This is a genomic window from Pseudomonas sp. AC112, assembly GCF_979253545.1.
Genome location: NZ_CEEDCM010000001.1, coordinates 1,074,676 through 1,090,217 on the forward strand (window position 1 = coordinate 1,074,676; position 15,542 = coordinate 1,090,217).

A 15,542-nucleotide genomic window follows, 5' to 3' on the forward strand; every position below is an offset into this window, starting at 1 on the left:
TCATGTCCCGCAATAGCGGCTCGGCGCCTTATGCGGCACGGCCTTTGCTGTACAGCTGTGGAGGGAAACGGACCTTGTGAAAACCTCAGCGACGGAGTGGCCGATGGTCAGGAGACGCGAACTAATCCCGACACCGGTCGTCAATGACTGCATGTTCTTATCAGGCGGTACGCACCATGGACAATCCTTTTCAGATCATCACCGACACGTTCACCCCTGAATACCGCGTCAACTTGAGCATACAACGGCTGGACGGCAGCATCATGCTGACCCTCTCCAACGATCAAGGCGTGGTGGCCAAACGCATGATCAGCGCCGAACAACGCAATGATCCCAAGCGCCTGAAGCGCCTGGTACAGAGCATCCAATTCGGCATTGCCATCGAACAGGGCCACAGCGCCATGGAAATCCTGGCGGTGATGACCGATGGCGACCACAAAGTGCTACAGCGGCCGCCAGCCCGCTCCCTGCCCTTCAGCGTCGGGCTTTAAAGCTCGCCCTTCTCGGTTTCCAGGCTCGCCTCGCCCTTGCGACGCGGGCCCTCGACCTTTACAGAAGGAAACGCCGACGACGCATAGCGCACCACCAGGATCGCAAACGCCAACAGCAGAATCCCGCCGCACAGGTAGATGATGCCGATGTCGGGCGGGTTGTGGTGGGACACGTTGGAAATCAGCAGGCGCGTCAGCGCGGTGATTGCCACGTAGATCAGAAAGCGCACGGGCATGTGGTTGGTCTTGAAGTAAATCCCGACCATTGCGCCCAATTCGAGGTAGATGAACAGCAGCAAGATATCGTCGATCTTGATATGCCCATTCTCGAGCATCCCCAGAAACTCCATCACCGCTGCCCACGCGGTCACCGCACCAATGGCGAACAGCGCCAGGTAGTGGAACGACTCGACGAACAGATTGCCCAGGGACTCGGCCAGCCCGTGTACGTTCTGGCGCAGCCTTTCGGCCCAATTGATCTTCACGATGATGCTTCCTTAGGTCGATTCGACCGGATAATGCGGGTTGGACGTGACGGTTGTTCTGCATGCAGAAAAAAGGCCAGAGGCAGGTATAAGATGATGGCGGCGTGACATGAGGCACGCCTGAGCTGTATTTACGGGCTACATTAAAAAACTGCTACCCAAACACTGTGGTTTCGCTTAACCTTTTTACTGTATATATAAACAGCACTCAGCAACACCCGAAGCAAGGGCTACTCCCCTTCACTACTGCACCCTGATGACGAGGCCAAAAAATGGCTGTTGAAACCCTGTATCGCAGTACCCGCGACTTGGAGACTACATTCGTGGATCGCAAACTAGCCGACGCACACGACCAGATGCTTGAGCTGGCAGAGTCTCTGATGGATGTCCTGTTGAAAAACGTGGAAGGCTTGACTGAAAAGCAGGCAGAAGACGCCGGTATTTTCATGGCCAAGAACCGCGCCGCCTTTGCAGCAGCGTTCAAGAACAACGCCAGCGCCCTGGCTGAGATCGGGCAGCCAGAGGCAGAGTAAGGAGGCCGGCCCGCCTCCGTTGATTCGCGTTGAATCATCAGGTTCAGGCAGCCGGGCTACTCATCGCTTCACCGAAAGCTATTTACACCTTACGCCTGCCACAAGGTTTTGCCGAAGAAGGTCAACGTGCGGTCCCACGCCACTTGCGACCATGCGGCATCGTATTGCGTGTCGGGTATGCGGCCATGGCCGATCGCCGTCTCGTTGGCAAAGGCATGACGCGCCAGGTAGCGGTAAAACGTGGCGTCCACGCCTGCAGCGTGCAGCGTTGACTCCAGCTCCGCGACGGTTTCGATGTTGAAAAAAGCATCCTGCGTGCCCCAATGGCCAATCAGCGGTGCTTTGATTTTTGCTGCATCCAGGTATTCAAGCGGCGGGAAGCCATACCAGACCACACCCGCGGCCAGTTCCGGAATGGCATTGAGCGCCAACAGCGTCAACGCCCCGCCCATGCAGTAGCCGGTCACGCCCACTTTTTGCGAGTCGGCCTGCAGGTAGCGCACCGCGCCTTTTATGTCCTGGGACACCGCATCACCGAAATCCAGGCTATCCATCAGGTGGTGGGCTTCTTCCTCTTCCACTGTGGAGGCGCCGCGATAAAGGTCCGGTACCAATACCCGGTAACCGCACTCGGCCAGGCGAATGGCCACGCCCTTGATCTGCTCGTTAAGCCCCCACCACTCCTGAATCAATACGATGGCCGGCGCCCCTTCCAGCACAGCCGGGCTGGCCAGGTAGCCATTGACCTCGGCGCCGTCTGGACGCTTGAACGTTACGGAATGTGCTGTTGCTTGATTGGACATGAATATTCTCCGCAGCAAGTAGGAAAATGATAACTGGCAAGCACCTCAAAGCGCCCGCCCTCAGAACCCTATCAGGATTTTTACGGTTACAAACCTTCCTCTCCCATCGTTATGTACCACTGTGTATTAGCACCCCCGCGCGACATATTCGGGATACAAAACACTTGTCTACTGGGCCTGCCTGAACCTTCCATGATCAACATGCCGCGACCGAAGGTGAAGGTTCAATCACATAGGACCCGGAGAATAAAAATGCACAACCCAGCACCGGTTGATCGCCTGATCGTCAACACTTACACCAACGGGCTCATCGGCCCCAGCCAGAAAATGCTCGGCCCGCTCGCCGACGGCGGTACGCTCATTACAGGAACCCCGCCGGGTTGCTGGGGCCCAATGATCACGCCCGCATTTGAGGGTGGCCATGAGGTGACTCAACCCGTATTCATCGCCGGCACCGAAGTCGGTGACGCTGTGGCCCTGAAGATCAAACGCATGCGCGTGACGTCCCACGCCACCTCATCAGGCGTCATGCGCTTTGTTGAAGGGCGCTATCACGGCGACCCCTTTGTCGCCAAATTCTGCTCCAATTGCGGACAAGAGCATCCCGCCAGCCATGTCGAAGGAATCGGTGCAGAGGCTATCCGCTGCAATGCCTGCGATGCAGAGGTCAGCGCGTTTCGTTTCAGCCATGGCTACGTCATCGTGTTCGATGCCGAGCACCAAGTGAGCCTGACCGTGAACCAGACCGTGGCCGACCGCCTTGCGGGCCAGGCACCAGAGATGGCGGCGTTACCGGAACTGTCCGCCCAGCACTCCATTCTGTCCCTGGCCCGTGCCGACATCCCTGGCCTTGCGGCTCATATGCGGCCGTTCCTGGGCAATATCGGTACTACGCCTTCACGGGATTTGCCGGATTCCCACAACTGCGCCGACTTCGGGCAGTACCTGGTCGGCGCCCCTCACCGCTACGGCATGACACACGAACAACTGCATGCGGCAAAAACCGACGGGCACATGGACACCAACTCGGTACGCGAAGGTTGCGTCCTGATTTGTCCGGTAAGAGTCCCCGGCGCCGGGGTGTACATGGGAGATATGCATGCCCAGCAAGGCAATGGTGAAATTGCCGGGCATGCCACCGATGTGTCGGGGGAAACCGAACTCACGGTCCACGTGATCAAGGGGTTGACCCTCGACGGCCCGATCCTGCTGCAAAACCTTGATGATCTACCGCCCATGGCGCGCCCGATGACCGCTGAGCAACGGCTGCAAGTCAAGGCACTGGGCGAGCGCTGGGGGCAGGTCGAGATCGAAGACAACGGGCCCATTACCTTCATCGGCAGTGGAGCCGACCTCAACCTTGCGACGGAAAACGGCTTGGAACGCGCGGCTGCGGTCACCGGCCTTTCTATGGATGAGGTACGCAACCGTGCAACGCTTAACGGCTCGATTGAAATAAGCCGGTTGCCGGGGACTGTCCGCGTCACGATCCTGTGCCCGATGCACATTCTTGATCGCCTGGGTGTCGGCCCACTTGTGCGCGAAAAGTATTCGCTCTGATCTGCGTCAGCGGTACAGCAATCGCTCCGCCAGCTCATCCGCCACCCGCGCGGGTGAGCGTTTTTCGGCCTGGGCGTGGGCAAAGATTTCCGTGAGGCGTTTGCCGATGTTGGACAGGTGCGCAGTGATGGTCGGCAGATCCGCCCCGCTGTGCTGGAGTGCGACGTAGATCAGCCCGCCGGAGTTGATCACGTAGTCCGGAGCGTAGAGGATGCCGCGCCCTTCCAATTGGTCGGCCACTTGCAGGTTGGTCAATTGCGCGCTGGCGGAACCGGCGACGGCGGCGCAGCGCAGTTGGCCGACGCTCTGGCGGTTGAGTACGGCGCCGAGGCCGCAGGGCGCCAGGATGTCGCAGGGGGTACTGAGCAAGGCGTCATTGGCAATGGGGTGAGCGCCCAGTTGTTCCATGGCCAGTTGCACCTTGCCGTGGTCGATGTCGCTGACCAGCAGTTCGGCCCCGGCGGCGTGCAGTTGTTCGGCCAGGGCATAGCCGACATTGCCCAGGCCCTGAATCGCCACGCGCAGGCCTTCGAGGTTGTCGCTGCCCAGGCGTGCCATGGCCGTGGTGCGGATACCGGCGAATACGCCCATGGCGGCATGTGGAGACGGGTCGCCGGCGGCGGTGGTGCTGGTGACAAAACGGGTGTGCTGGGCGATGCAGTCCATGTCGGCCACCGAGGTGCCGCTGTCGGTGGCGGTGATGTAGCGACCGTCGAGTTGCTCGACGCAACGGCCAAAGGCCTCGAACAGCGCCGCGCGGTTTTCCACATGGGCCGGCCGCAGGATCACGGCGGTGCCACCGCCCACCGGCAAGCCTGCCAATGCGGCCTTGTAGCTCATGCCTTGGGCCAGGCGCGCGGCATCGGCCACGGCGCTTTCGTCGTCGGGGTAGGAGAGATAGCGACAGCCGCCGAGCGCGGGGCCCAGGCGGCTGTTATGGATGGCGATGACCGCCTTCAGCCCGGTGACCGGGTCGACGCTCAGGTGCAGCGATTCAAGGCGGGTGCTGTGCATGAGAGCAAACATCGTCAAGCTCCCGAATCACTTCTGGTAGTGGGCCAAGTATAGGCTTGCGGGAAAAAACTGCCGGACCGCGCTGGAATAAGACGCCCGTTTTAGGAGGGCTTGCGACATAAGCACGCAGGATATTTCCTAAGCCACTGGACGAAAATTCCCAGCAAGGCTAAAACGGGGGCATCCGCCGGAGAATGCAATGAATCCCCGCAAAGCCTTTTTCGCCTGCCTGGAACGCTCGCCCCCTGCGCTGTTTGAAGCCGCGCTGTGGATAGCCGCCGAGCACGACCCGGCGGTGCAGCCGCTGGTGATCCTGCAGGAGTTGGCGTTGCTGCAACAGCAGGTGAGCCAAGGTATGCCCCTGCTGCCGGCCGATGAGCTGGGCCAGCCGCTGTTGCGGCGTATGAATGACCTGGGGTTTGCGCAGGACGAATTCACCCCACTGCGTCCTGCTGCTGCCCTGCTGGACAAGGTGTTGCAGCGCAAGCGCGGGCAACCCTTGGCGATGGGGCTGATCGCCCTTGAGCTGGCGCGCCGCCTGGATATTCCCTTGGTTGGCGTGAACTTCCCCGGCCACTTCCTGCTACGCGTGCCCGGCGCCGATCACCTGCTCGACCCGTGCGGCGGCCGGCGCCTGTACCCCAATGACTGCCGCGACCTGCTGCAACGCCAATACGGCCCGAACCTCAAGTTGCAGGCCGACCACCTGCACACCGCCGACCCGCGCTCGATCCTGCAACGGCTGTCACGCAACCTGCGGCAATTGCATCTTTCCAACGATGTGCCGCTCGCGGCCCTGGTCGACGCCGAGCGCGTGCTGGAGCTGGGCAATGCCAGCGCCGCCGATTACCTGGCGCGGGCCAGCCTGTACCAGCGGCTGGACTGCCCGAACGCCGAGCGATATGACCTGGAACATGCGCTGATGCTCAGCGAAGACCCGATTCAGCGCCTACGCCTGACCGAGCGGCTTGGGCATCTGCCGCCCAATTCAGTGGTGCATTGAACAAACCACTTTTCCTGCGGTGAATCAGTGCTTCGCCGGCACCCTGAGCACATCGCCGGGCAGCGGGCTCTTCGGCGCCTCAACCTCAGGCGAACGCACTTGGATAATCAACAACGCCGCCATCAGCGCCGGAATCGCGCAGAAAAAGAAAATCTGCTCCACCGGGATATGCATGGCCAGCAGCATGCTGCCAAACAGTGGTCCCAGGATTGAGCCAAACCGACCCACGCCCAACGCCCAGCCGGTACCCGTGGCGCGCACGTGCGCCGGGTAGAAATTGCTGGCAAAGGCATTGAGGGTCAGTTGGCCCCCGATGATGCAAAACCCGGCGGCAAACACACAGGCCACCAGGTAGCGTGGGTTGTCATGGTTCAGGCCGAGCAGGATGGTGCACACCGCAGCGGCTGCCAGCACGCCGGAGAGCAATCGCACTTTGCTTTTCAAACGGTCGGCGAACCAGGCCATGCCGATGGCACCCAGGGTGCCGGCAAACAGGAACATCGAGGTCACCAGGTTGGCTTCTTTCAGCGCCAAGCCACTTTCCAGCAGCAACGATGGCAACCAGCTGATCATGAAGTACAGCAGAATCAGGCTGACAAAGAAGGTCGCCCAGATCAGCAACGTCGGGCGTGCATAGCCATTGCGGAACAACTCCACCACGGTCAGTTTGCTGCCTTGCTCGTCCTGGTTTTGCGCCTCGCTCGCCAGCGGCGGTTGCCAGTCCGGCAGCATGCGTGAGGTGACTTTCTGCAGCCGCGCATAAGGCGGTGCATCACGCAGCAAGCGCGGTAGCGACTCTGGCAGCAGCCACACCAGAAACGGGAACAACAGCAGCGGCGTCACACCACCGGCCAGAAACACGGCCTGCCACCCGAAGCCTTCGATAAACCCCGCCGCCACAAACCCACCCGCCGCCCCGCCAAACGAGAAACCGCAGGCCGCCAGGGTCACCATCAAGGTGCGCAAGCGCGGTGGGGAGTATTCCGACATCAACGCCATGGCACTCGGCATGGCGCCCCCCATGCCGATACCGCAGATAAACCTGGCGGCCATCAGCGTATTCAGCGAATTGGCAAATACCATCAGCACCGTAAGCGTGGCGTAGATCAGTACGCAGCCAAGCAGGATGCGGCGCACGCCGAACCGATCCGCCAGCGGCGTCACCAGCAACGACCCCAAGGTCAGCCCCAACAGGTTGGCACTGAACACCGGGCCGAATGCAGCCTTCTCCAACCCCCAATCCTGGGCCAGCGCCGGCACCACGTAACCCAGCACCTGGGCGTCGTAGCCGTCGGTCACCAGCAAGAGCGCCAGCAACAGGAGAATCAACCACTGATAGCGCGACACCGGACGGGCGTCGAGTGCCGCGCGAAAGCTGGCAATCTGATTATGCATCGCAAGGTACCTTTGATTTTATTTTTATGGTCTAGCGCACCTGTGGGAGCCGGCTTGCCGGCGATGGCGGTGAATCAGGCAATGATTGATCGACTGAAATAACGCCATCGCCGGCAAGCCAGCGCCTACAGGGGTCAGGGGGTGTCAGGTTGATTGGCGGGATGGGCTTTGATAAAGGCCGGATGCTGCGCCGCCAATGCCGCCACCCGCCCAATGCGTGGATACGCCGCCAGCGGCACCTTGAAGCGCTCGGCCGCATACAGTTGCGGAATCAGGAAGGTGTCGGCCAACCCCGGCTGCTCGCCGAAGCAAAACCCCTGATCGCCAATCAACTGCTCCACTGCCCCCAACCCCTGGCTGATCCAATGGCCAATCCACTCCAGCAGTTGCGCCTCGTCATGCCCCCACTGGCGCAGCAGGTTCTGGGTGCTGGAGTTGTGCAGCGGGTGGACATCGCAGCCGATGATCGCCGCCACCGCGCGCGCATGCGCCCGGGCCACCAGGTCGTTGGAGAGCAACGGCACCTGTGGATAACGTTCCTCCAGGTACTCGATGATCGCCAGCGACTGGATCAACAACTCCCCCTCATCGGTGCGCAAGGCCGGCACACGGCCTTGCGGGTTGATCGCCAGGTACTCGGGCTGGCGATTCGCACCGCCCGCCGGCACCAACAGGTTGACCGGCACGGCGGAAAAATCCAGGCCCTTGAGCGCCAGGGCAATGCGCACCCGGTACGACGCGGTGGAACGGTAGTAGCTATAGAGTTCCATCACCCTGCCCTCCTAGCGCGCGGCGACCACGGTGCCACGGCACTCGCCGAAGCCGATGGACGCAAACCCTTCGCGGCTGCAGCGGGCGCGCAGGATGATTTCGTCGCCGTCCTCAAGGAACTTGCGCACTTCGCCAGACGGTAACTCGACAGGCTTCTTACCGCCCTCGGTCATTTCCAACAGGCTGCCGAACTGACCGGCTTGCGGGCCCGACAAGGTGCCTGTACCAAACAGGTCACCGGCCTGCAACTGGCAGCCGTTGACGCTGTGGTGGGCCACCAATTGCGCGACGGTCCAGTACATATACAGGCTGTTGCTCAGGGCCAGGCGATGAGCCGGCAAGTCCTGCTCGCGCATAGCGGCGGTGGTGAGCAGTACTTCCAATTCGATGTCCAGGGCGCCAGCGGCCTGGTCACGTTTGTCCAGCAAGTATGACAGCGGCTGCGGGTCGCCTTCAGGCCGCGCCGGTTGCGCTGTGCGGAACGGCTCAAGCGCCTCGGCCGTCACCACCCACGGTGAAATGGTGGTGATGAAGCTCTTCGACAGGAACGGCCCCAACGGTTGGTATTCCCAGGCCTGGATATCCCGCGCCGACCAGTCGTTGAGCAGGCAGAAACCGGCGATATGCTCCGCCGCGTCGCCAATGGCAATCGAATCGCCCATCTCATTGCCCTGGCCGATCCACACGCCCAGCTCCAGTTCGTAGTCCAGGCGTGCGCATGGGCCGAAGGTCGGTTCGGCCTGGCCGGCGGGCAAGGTCTGGCCCTTGGGGCGGCGCACGTCGGTGCCCGAGGTGCGGATGGTCGATGCACGACCGTGATAACCGATCGGCACGTACTTGTAGTTCGGCAGCAGAGGGTTATCAGGTCGGAACAATTTGCCGACGTTTTGCGCATGTTCGATACCGACATAGAAGTCGGTGTAGTCATTGATCCGCGCCGGCAGGTGCATCTGGCAATCAGCAGCGCGGTGCAGCACTTGCGCTTCACGCGTCTGCAGTGTGCTGCCTTCGGTCAACAGTTCCAGCAGGCGTTCGCGCAGGGCCACACGCGGGCCACGGCCCAGTTCGAAAAAGGCGTTCAACTGGCCACCGGTCGTCGCTTCGATAGCGCGACGCGCTTCACCGTCAAACTCATCGATGGCGGCGTGCAGGTCCAGGATCGAGTCGCCAATCGCCACGCCAGCGCGCGGTGCAGAGCCGTTGATACTGAACACGCCCAGCGGCAGGTTTTGCAGGGGAAAATCGCTGTGACCATTGGCGGAGGCCACCCAGCTGCGGGTAGGTGTCGGCTGCGTCATGGGTTATCTCCGGTTCGGGTTGAAGGTGGCGGGCAACGAGGCCCAGCACGCGTCATAAGACGGTTGCAGTTGCGGGCAGTCCAGGGCGAACTGGGTCGGGCGCAGCACTTGGCTGGTCTCGAACATAAAGGCCATGGTGTTATCGATCTTGTGCGGCGCCAGGTCCACATTGATCGCCTTGGTGCAGGTTTCGCCGTCCGGGCCGTGGGCGCTCATGCGGCTGTGCAAGGACGCACCGCCGGGCAGGAAGCCTTCGGCCTTGGCGTCGTAGGCGCCCTGGATCAGGCCCATGTATTCGTTCATCAGGTTGCGGTGGAACCACGGTGGACGGAAGGTGTTCTCGGCCACCATCCAGCGCGGCGGGAAGATCACAAAGTCGAGGTTGGCCAGGCCATGGGTGCTGGTGGGCGAGGTCAATACGGTAAAAATCGACGGGTCCGGGTGGTCGAAGCTCACGGTGCCGAGGGTGTTGAAGCGGCGCAGGTCGTATTTGTACGGCACGTTATTGCCATGCCAGGCGACCACGTTGAGCGGGGAATGGTCCAGCTCACAGGCCCAGAGTTCGCCGAGGAACTTTTGTACCAGTGTGGTGGGTTGCTTGAGGTCTTCGTAGTGGGCCACCGGCGTCAGGAAATCGCGCGGGTTGGCCAGGCCATTGCTGCCGATGGGCCCCAGGTCCGGCAGGCGCAGCGGGGCGCCGTGGTTCTCGGCAACGTAGCCACGCGCTTGGGCGTCCAGCAGCTCAACGCGGAATTTGAGGCCGCGCGGCAGCACGACGATTTCCAGCGGTTCGACGTCCAGCACGCCAAGCTCGGTGGCGATGCGCAGGCGGCCCTGTTCCGGCACGATCAATAATTCGCCGTCGGCGTTGAAGAACACGCGCTCCATCGAGCGGTTGGCGCGGTAGTTAGAGACGCTGATGCCCGAGGGTTTTTCCGACCCGGAATTGGCGACCATTCCCACGAGGCCATCGATAAAGTCCGTCAGCTCGCTCGGAATATCCAGCGGGTTCCAGCGTAAGCGATTGGGCGTCACTGCCCCCAACGGCCCACCGGCCAACTGCCGTTCAAGTTTGCTGAACGCCGGGTGATTGGCCGATGGCTGGATGCGGTACAGCCAAGTGCGGCGAGCTTCACTGCGCACCATGGTGAAGGCCGTGCCGGAAAACAGTTCGGTGTACAGCCCATAGGGCGCTTTTTGCGGGGAATTCTGGCCGACGGGCAGTGCGCCAGGCAGGGCTTCGCTGGCGAATTCATTGCCGAAGCCCGACAGGTATTCGAGGTTCATGGATCGTCCTCTGAGCGGAAGTTATTTTTATCGTAATCCAGTTACGCATAACGTAATTTGATCACTATCGACCGTCAAGCTATAAAGACGCCCATTCATCTCTCGGATTCTCGCTCCTCCATGGAAAAGCCCCGCGACACCGGTAAACAGAAAGTCCGCTCGGCCGAAGTGGGCACCGATATCCTCAAGGCCCTTGCCGAACTGTCCCCTGCCACTTCGTTGTCGCGCCTGGCCGAGCACGTGCAGATGCCGGCGAGCAAGGTGCACCGCTACCTGCAAGCGCTGATCGCCTCGGGTTTTGCCGAACAAAACACGGCCACCAATCACTATGGCCTGGGCCGTGAAGCCTTGCGCGTGGGCCTGGCGGCGCTGGGCAGCATGGATGTGCTGAAAGTCGGCGCGATGCCCCTGGCGGAGCTGCGCGATGAATTGAATGAAACCTGCTTCCTGGCGGTGTGGGGCAACCAGGGCGCGACCGTGGTGCAGATCGAACCGGCAGTGCGCGCAGTGACGGTGGTGACGCAATTGGGTTCGGTGCTGCCGCTGCTCAGTTCATCCACCGGGCTGGTGTTCAGCGCCTTCCTGCCGTCGCGGGAAACCGTGGAGTTGCGTGAGCGCGAGATCCAGGCCGGCACCGCCCACGCCCTGGCGGATGACCAGGCGTACGCCACCGCCTGCGCACAGATCCGCAGCCGTGGCCTGCATTTTGTGCATGGCTTGTTGATGCCCGGTGTTGATGCGTTGTCGGCGCCGGTGTTCAACGCCGTCGGTCAAGTGGCGGCAGTGATGACCGTGGTCGGCCCGACCTCGTTGTTCCACGCCGACGAGGACGGCCCGGCGGCGCAGCGCTTGCTGGCGGCAACCCGGGCCGTGAGTTGGCGCATGGGCTACCAGCCCTGAGCTAGTCGTGCCACTGGGTCAGGGCCAGCGCCACGCGGTTCTCCAGCGCACGCACGGGTGCAGCGCCACTGACGTAGTTGTTGCTGATGATTGAAAACACCAGGCGCCGGCCCTCGGCGTCGGTGATGTAGCCGCTCAACGAAGACACACCGGCCATGGAGCCGGTCTTGGCATGCAGGTTGTTTTCAGCCGCCGTGCCGCGCAAGCGGTAGCGCAGGCTGCCACCGGTCATGCGGTCCGGGTTGCCGGCAATGGGCAAGGCGTTGTACCAGGCGTCGAACCAGGGCTGTTTGGCCGTGGCCAGCAGTAGATCGGTGAGGTTTTGCGACGACACCAGGTTACGCCGTGACAGCCCCGAGCCATCGACCTGGCTCAGCGTCATCGGGTCCAGCCCCTGGCGCCGCATGAAGTCCGCCACGGCCGCGACACCGGCCTGTGCCGTGCCCGCGTTGGCGGTCTTGCGCCCCATGGCCTTGAGCAAGGCTTCGGACATGTTGTTGTTCGAGAGCTTGAGCAGCGGCGTGATCAGGTCCTGCAAAGGTGCCGATTGATGTTCCGCCAGCACCCTCGCCGTCGCCGGGCTCACACCGCCGATCACACGCCGCCCCATCACCGTGATGCCCTGCTGCGCCAGCGCCTGTTCAAACAGGTTCGCCACCAGTTGGGTCGGCTCCCAAACGCTCACCCACTGCCGGCTCTGCTTGCCCGGCGCCAGTGCGCCGCTCAGTTGCAGCAGGTTGGTGCCGTGCTGGCGAGTGATGCCGTAATTGTTGCCGGGGCCACTGACTGCACGGTTATTCAGTTGCACGTAGTCGGTGGACGGGCTCACCACCACGCTGACCGGTTGGCCAACCATGGCGGGCGCCTTTGCCGTGACCAGTAGCGTGCCCGCATCAAAATCCGTGTTAGGCGATACGGTCAGCGCGGAAATCTGCGCGCCATAGTAGGTACTTTCATCGTCCTGGGCCCAGTCCACGCCCAGGCGTTCGGCGTCGAAAAAGGTATCGTCAAATACCAAGTCGCCCTGGATCTGGCGCACGCCCTGGCCTGCAAGCTGTGCCGCCAATGTCTGGTAATCAGCGAATTGCGTGGTCGGATCGCCCAGGCCCTTGAGGTACAGATTGCCGGCGAGGCGCTCACCTTGCTGCGTGCCGTTGCTCAGCAGTTGCGTGGAGAAGCGGTATTGCGGCCCCAGTACATCCATCGCCGCAGCGGTGGTAAGCAACTTGAGATTGGAGGCGGGAATCAGGCGGGTTCGCGGGTTGTGTTGATAGAGCGTGCTACCGCTACGGGCATCACGCACCATCAGGGAAACAGTGGCGCCGTTGAGGGCCGGGTCAGCCAGGAGTTTCTCCAGGCTTGCCGGGGTGGAAGTCGGTGAAACACTCGCGCAACCACCCAGCAAAACGCTTAAGCACAGCAGATGTAGCCATCGTCCAAAATGCATCAGTATTGTTTCCGCCAAGACATCAGTGGCGGCAACGCTACCACAAACCCTTTAGAACTCCAGGGTGCTCGACACCGACACCTGCCGCGCATCCCCCATGGACACAAACAGCCGGCTGGCTGCCGAGGTGTAGTAGACGCGGTCGAACATGTTCTTCACGTTGAGCTGGAACTTGACCTTCTGCCCATCGATCCTGGTGTCGTAGGTGGCAAAGGCATCCGCCACGGTATACCCCGGCAGCGTGAAATCGTTGGCAGCATCCCCCGCACGCTCGCCGACATACCGCGCACCGGTTCCCACCCGCAACTGATCGCCACCAAAGACGTTGCCGAAGTCATAGGCCACCGACAGCGAGCCTGTGTGCTTGGCAACGTTCTGCAGGCGGTTGCCCTCCAGCGTCGGGTCCTTGTCCTTGATGTCTTCGGCATCGGTGTAGGCGTAGCTGCCGATCAGGCTCCACTTGTCGGTCAGTTGGCCGGTGGCGTCCAGCTCCAGGCCACGGGAACGCACCTGGCCGGCAATGCTGTAGACGGTGTTCGCGCCGGAACCGACCGACACCAGCACATTACGCTTGTCGATGGTAAACAACGCCGCGCTGGCGGTGATGCGCCCTGGGATCTCGAGCTTGGCCCCCAGCTCCCAGGACTTGGACTCCTCGGGTGTCAGGTCGCCGGTCAGCGTGCTGCCGTCAGCCAAGGCGGCAATGGTGGAGTTGGGTTTGAACGATTCGGTGTAGCTGCCATAGAACGACAGTTCGTCGGTGTAGCGATACACCAGCCCCGCACGCGGCACCCAGGCCTGGCCGTTGCCGTTGGTGTTGGCCTTGAATGGCAGGCCCTTGCCAGCGTATTGGTCGTACATCTGGTAGCGCGCACCGGCGACAAAAATCCACTGGTCGTTCAGGTGAATCGCGTCCTGGAAGAACAGCGAGTCGCTGCGCAGCAGGTCGGTTTGCGCACTGTCAGCAGGGCTGACGGTGGTGCCCGCCACTTCGTTGCCATACACCGGGTTGTTGTAGTTAAAGGTGCCACGGGAGTCCTGGCGAATCAGATCGGCGCGATAGATCTTGCGGTACTCGTCATCCAGGCCGAACACCACATCATTCTGCAAGCCGAACACATTGACCTTGCCTTCCAGGCTCGCGGTGGCGAAACGGTCGGTGGTGATCGCGCCCTTGGTGCCATCCATCTTTCGGGTCAGGGTGCCGTTGGTGTTCACCGCGCTCACGCGTACTTGGCTGGCGTCGTAGGTTTCGCGGTTCCAGCTGTAGCCGAAGTGAGCCTTCCAGTCGTCGTTGAGGTCGTGGTCGGCTTCGAAGCGGTACAGGTCGGACCGGCCTTCCATGTTGTTGAAGGGTTCGTCCAGCCGGCGGGTGGCCGGGATGTCCAACGGGTGGTTGGACTTGTCGATGGCGGTGCCACGGTCAAACGGCGTGAGAAACTCGCGGTGCTCGTAGGCGAACAACAGCTTGGTGGTGTCGCCATACCAGGCCAGCGACGGCGCGATCAGGCTCTCGCGGTGGGTACCGAAGTTGCGCCAGTAATCTTCGTCTTCATGGTCGACAATCAGCCGATAGGCCAGGCCGCTGTCGCCAATCGGGCCGGTGGTGTCGAGGCTGCCGCCGCTACCGTTCTTGCCATCACCGAAGGTGGAGCCGCGCACGGTCAGGGCGGTGGATTGAACCAGCTCAGGCTTTTTGCTGACGATGTTCACCACGCCGCCCGGGTCCTGGATGCCGTACAACAAGGAGGCTGGCCCCTTGAGGACTTCGACCCGCTCCGCCGTGGCATTCAGCGCACGCCCCTGCACGATAGGCATGCCGTCGCGCATGATCGAGCCGTTACGGTTGTCGCCAAAACCGCGCAGCATCACCGCGTCCTGGGTGCTGGCCAGGGTGTTGGCCTGGGTGATGCCACTGATATTGCCCAGGGCGTCATCCAGGTTGCGCGGGGTCTGGTCGCGCAGCACTTGGGCCGGAACCACGTTGACGGTTTGCGGGGTTTCCAGCAGCAGGCCATGGGAGCGCATCACCGAACTGGTGGGCGGCGGCTGGTAGCTGGTGCTGTCCTGGGCTTGCTGGCCGACACCGCTGATGGTGGTCGCGCCAAGGTTGACCGCGCCGTCGGTAGGCACCGGTTCAAGGGCCAGGGTACGCGCGTCGATCTGGCGGAAGGTCAAGCCGGTGTTGCCGAGCAACCGTTGCAGGGCCTGGGTCGCGCTCATCGGCCCGCTGATCGCCGGGGCCTGGAGGCCGTAGGGCGCTTCGTCGGTGTAGATCACGCTGATCCCGGTGACCCGGCTGAAATCGCTCAGGGCCTGGGGCAGCGGTTTGGCCGCCAGGGCAAAGTTGAACTGGGCGCTTTGCTGCTCCTGCGCCTGCGCCACGCTCAGGGGCAGCACCGCCAGCCCCGATACTGCCAATGCCGAGGCTCCCAGCCACTGTTTTACCCAACCGCCCGCCGTCGACTTCATGCTCTGAGAACCCGTGTAGAAAACGCTGTTAATGCGAATAGATCGCAGTTTCAAGCACTACACGGTTGGGCGGTGGATTTACC

At 62.0% G+C, this 15,542-nt stretch carries 14 protein-coding genes; 5 read left to right on the forward strand and 9 right to left on the reverse strand.

Features of this window, described 5'->3' with window-relative positions; genetic code table 11:
* The first annotated feature begins 176 nt into the window (after positions 1-176).
* Complete coding sequence (locus AC0IYN_RS05085; protein ID WP_406597842.1) at positions 177-491, forward strand: DUF3509 domain-containing protein; 315 nt, start codon at positions 177-179, stop codon at positions 489-491.
* On the opposite strand, the gene AC0IYN_RS05090 is transcribed toward AC0IYN_RS05085, so the two are convergent.
* Positions 488-976, reverse strand: coding sequence for a phosphate-starvation-inducible protein PsiE (locus AC0IYN_RS05090; RefSeq protein ID WP_078047031.1), 489 nt, complete (start codon positions 974-976; stop codon positions 488-490). The genes AC0IYN_RS05085 and AC0IYN_RS05090 overlap by 4 nt on opposite strands.
* A gap of 272 nt (positions 977-1,248) precedes the next feature.
* Here AC0IYN_RS05090 and AC0IYN_RS05095 point away from each other — a divergent pair, with 272 nt between their 5' ends.
* Positions 1,249-1,509, forward strand: coding sequence for a YebG family protein (locus AC0IYN_RS05095; RefSeq protein WP_016978245.1), 261 nt, complete (start codon positions 1,249-1,251; stop codon positions 1,507-1,509).
* 89 nt (positions 1,510-1,598) lie between these two features.
* Here AC0IYN_RS05095 and AC0IYN_RS05100 read toward each other — a convergent pair whose 3' ends face one another.
* Positions 1,599-2,312, reverse strand: a complete 714-nt coding sequence (locus tag AC0IYN_RS05100; RefSeq protein WP_457239165.1) for a dienelactone hydrolase family protein — start codon at positions 2,310-2,312, stop codon at positions 1,599-1,601.
* Between the two features lie 252 nt (positions 2,313-2,564).
* On the opposite strand from AC0IYN_RS05100, the gene AC0IYN_RS05105 reads away from it, so the two are divergent.
* Positions 2,565-3,872, forward strand: a complete 1,308-nt coding sequence (locus AC0IYN_RS05105) for an acetamidase/formamidase family protein (protein WP_471840720.1) — start codon at positions 2,565-2,567, stop codon at positions 3,870-3,872.
* Between the two features lie 6 nt (positions 3,873-3,878).
* Here the strand turns inward: AC0IYN_RS05105 and AC0IYN_RS05110 are convergent, their stop codons facing one another.
* The gene (locus tag AC0IYN_RS05110) at positions 3,879-4,898 is read right to left on the reverse strand and encodes a Leu/Phe/Val dehydrogenase (RefSeq protein WP_078047028.1); all 1,020 of its coding nucleotides are present in this window, start codon (positions 4,896-4,898) and stop codon (positions 3,879-3,881) included.
* Positions 4,899-5,085: 187 nt separating this feature from the next.
* Here AC0IYN_RS05110 and AC0IYN_RS05115 point away from each other — a divergent pair, with 187 nt between their 5' ends.
* Positions 5,086-5,889 carry a SirB1 family protein gene (locus AC0IYN_RS05115; RefSeq protein WP_406597838.1) on the forward strand — a complete coding sequence of 268 codons (804 nt, stop codon included), beginning with the start codon at positions 5,086-5,088 and terminating at the stop codon, positions 5,887-5,889.
* A gap of 24 nt (positions 5,890-5,913) precedes the next feature.
* Here AC0IYN_RS05115 and AC0IYN_RS05120 read toward each other — a convergent pair whose 3' ends face one another.
* The 4 genes from AC0IYN_RS05120 to hmgA all read right to left on the reverse strand — a co-directional run bounded on the left by AC0IYN_RS05120 (position 5,914) and on the right by hmgA (position 10,640).
* Positions 5,914-7,284: an MFS transporter gene (locus AC0IYN_RS05120; protein ID WP_457239163.1), complete on the reverse strand. Its 1,371-nt coding sequence runs from the start codon at positions 7,282-7,284 to the stop codon at positions 5,914-5,916.
* 134 nt (positions 7,285-7,418) lie between these two features.
* The gene (gene maiA / locus AC0IYN_RS05125) at positions 7,419-8,054 is read right to left on the reverse strand and encodes a maleylacetoacetate isomerase (RefSeq protein WP_406597836.1); all 636 of its coding nucleotides are present in this window, start codon (positions 8,052-8,054) and stop codon (positions 7,419-7,421) included.
* 12 nt (positions 8,055-8,066) lie between these two features.
* Complete coding sequence (gene fahA / locus AC0IYN_RS05130; protein ID WP_406597835.1) at positions 8,067-9,353, reverse strand: fumarylacetoacetase; 1,287 nt, start codon at positions 9,351-9,353, stop codon at positions 8,067-8,069.
* 3 nt (positions 9,354-9,356) lie between these two features.
* Positions 9,357-10,640 carry a homogentisate 1,2-dioxygenase gene (gene hmgA / locus AC0IYN_RS05135; RefSeq protein ID WP_471840723.1) on the reverse strand — a complete coding sequence of 428 codons (1,284 nt, stop codon included), beginning with the start codon at positions 10,638-10,640 and terminating at the stop codon, positions 9,357-9,359.
* 120 nt (positions 10,641-10,760) lie between these two features.
* On the opposite strand from hmgA, the gene AC0IYN_RS05140 reads away from it, so the two are divergent.
* Entirely contained in the window at positions 10,761-11,540 is a 780-nt protein-coding gene (locus tag AC0IYN_RS05140; RefSeq protein WP_078047022.1) for an IclR family transcriptional regulator, read from the forward strand.
* Position 11,541: 1 nt separating this feature from the next.
* Here AC0IYN_RS05140 and dacB read toward each other — a convergent pair whose 3' ends face one another.
* Together dacB and AC0IYN_RS05150 are read right to left on the reverse strand one after the other, a co-directional pair.
* Positions 11,542-12,987 (reverse strand): D-alanyl-D-alanine carboxypeptidase/D-alanyl-D-alanine endopeptidase, encoded by a 1,446-nt coding sequence (gene dacB, locus AC0IYN_RS05145; protein ID WP_406597833.1) that lies wholly within the window; start codon positions 12,985-12,987, stop codon positions 11,542-11,544.
* A gap of 51 nt (positions 12,988-13,038) precedes the next feature.
* Entirely contained in the window at positions 13,039-15,459 is a 2,421-nt protein-coding gene (locus AC0IYN_RS05150; protein WP_471840725.1) for a TonB-dependent siderophore receptor, read from the reverse strand.
* Positions 15,460-15,542: the final 83 nt, after the last annotated feature.

Excerpts from the sequence above, each read along its gene's own strand:
- AC0IYN_RS05085 (WP_406597842.1), top strand. The coding sequence starts at position 177 with ATGGACAATCCTTTTCAGATCATCACCGACACGTTCACCCCTGAATAC.
- AC0IYN_RS05095 (WP_016978245.1), top strand. The coding sequence starts at position 1,249 with ATGGCTGTTGAAACCCTGTATCGCAGTACCCGCGACTTGGAGACTACA.
- AC0IYN_RS05100 (WP_457239165.1), bottom strand. The coding sequence starts at position 2,312 with ATGTCCAATCAAGCAACAGCACATTCCGTAACGTTCAAGCGTCCAGAC.
- AC0IYN_RS05105 (WP_471840720.1), top strand. The coding sequence starts at position 2,565 with ATGCACAACCCAGCACCGGTTGATCGCCTGATCGTCAACACTTACACC.
- AC0IYN_RS05110 (WP_078047028.1), bottom strand. The coding sequence starts at position 4,898 with ATGTTTGCTCTCATGCACAGCACCCGCCTTGAATCGCTGCACCTGAGC.
- AC0IYN_RS05115 (WP_406597838.1), top strand. The coding sequence starts at position 5,086 with ATGAATCCCCGCAAAGCCTTTTTCGCCTGCCTGGAACGCTCGCCCCCT.
- AC0IYN_RS05120 (WP_457239163.1), bottom strand. The coding sequence starts at position 7,284 with ATGCATAATCAGATTGCCAGCTTTCGCGCGGCACTCGACGCCCGTCCG.
- maiA (WP_406597836.1), bottom strand. The coding sequence starts at position 8,054 with ATGGAACTCTATAGCTACTACCGTTCCACCGCGTCGTACCGGGTGCGC.
- fahA (WP_406597835.1), bottom strand. The coding sequence starts at position 9,353 with ATGACGCAGCCGACACCTACCCGCAGCTGGGTGGCCTCCGCCAATGGT.
- hmgA (WP_471840723.1), bottom strand. The coding sequence starts at position 10,640 with ATGAACCTCGAATACCTGTCGGGCTTCGGCAATGAATTCGCCAGCGAA.
- AC0IYN_RS05140 (WP_078047022.1), top strand. The coding sequence starts at position 10,761 with ATGGAAAAGCCCCGCGACACCGGTAAACAGAAAGTCCGCTCGGCCGAA.
- dacB (WP_406597833.1), bottom strand. The coding sequence starts at position 12,987 with ATGCATTTTGGACGATGGCTACATCTGCTGTGCTTAAGCGTTTTGCTG.
- AC0IYN_RS05150 (WP_471840725.1), bottom strand. The coding sequence starts at position 15,459 with ATGAAGTCGACGGCGGGCGGTTGGGTAAAACAGTGGCTGGGAGCCTCG.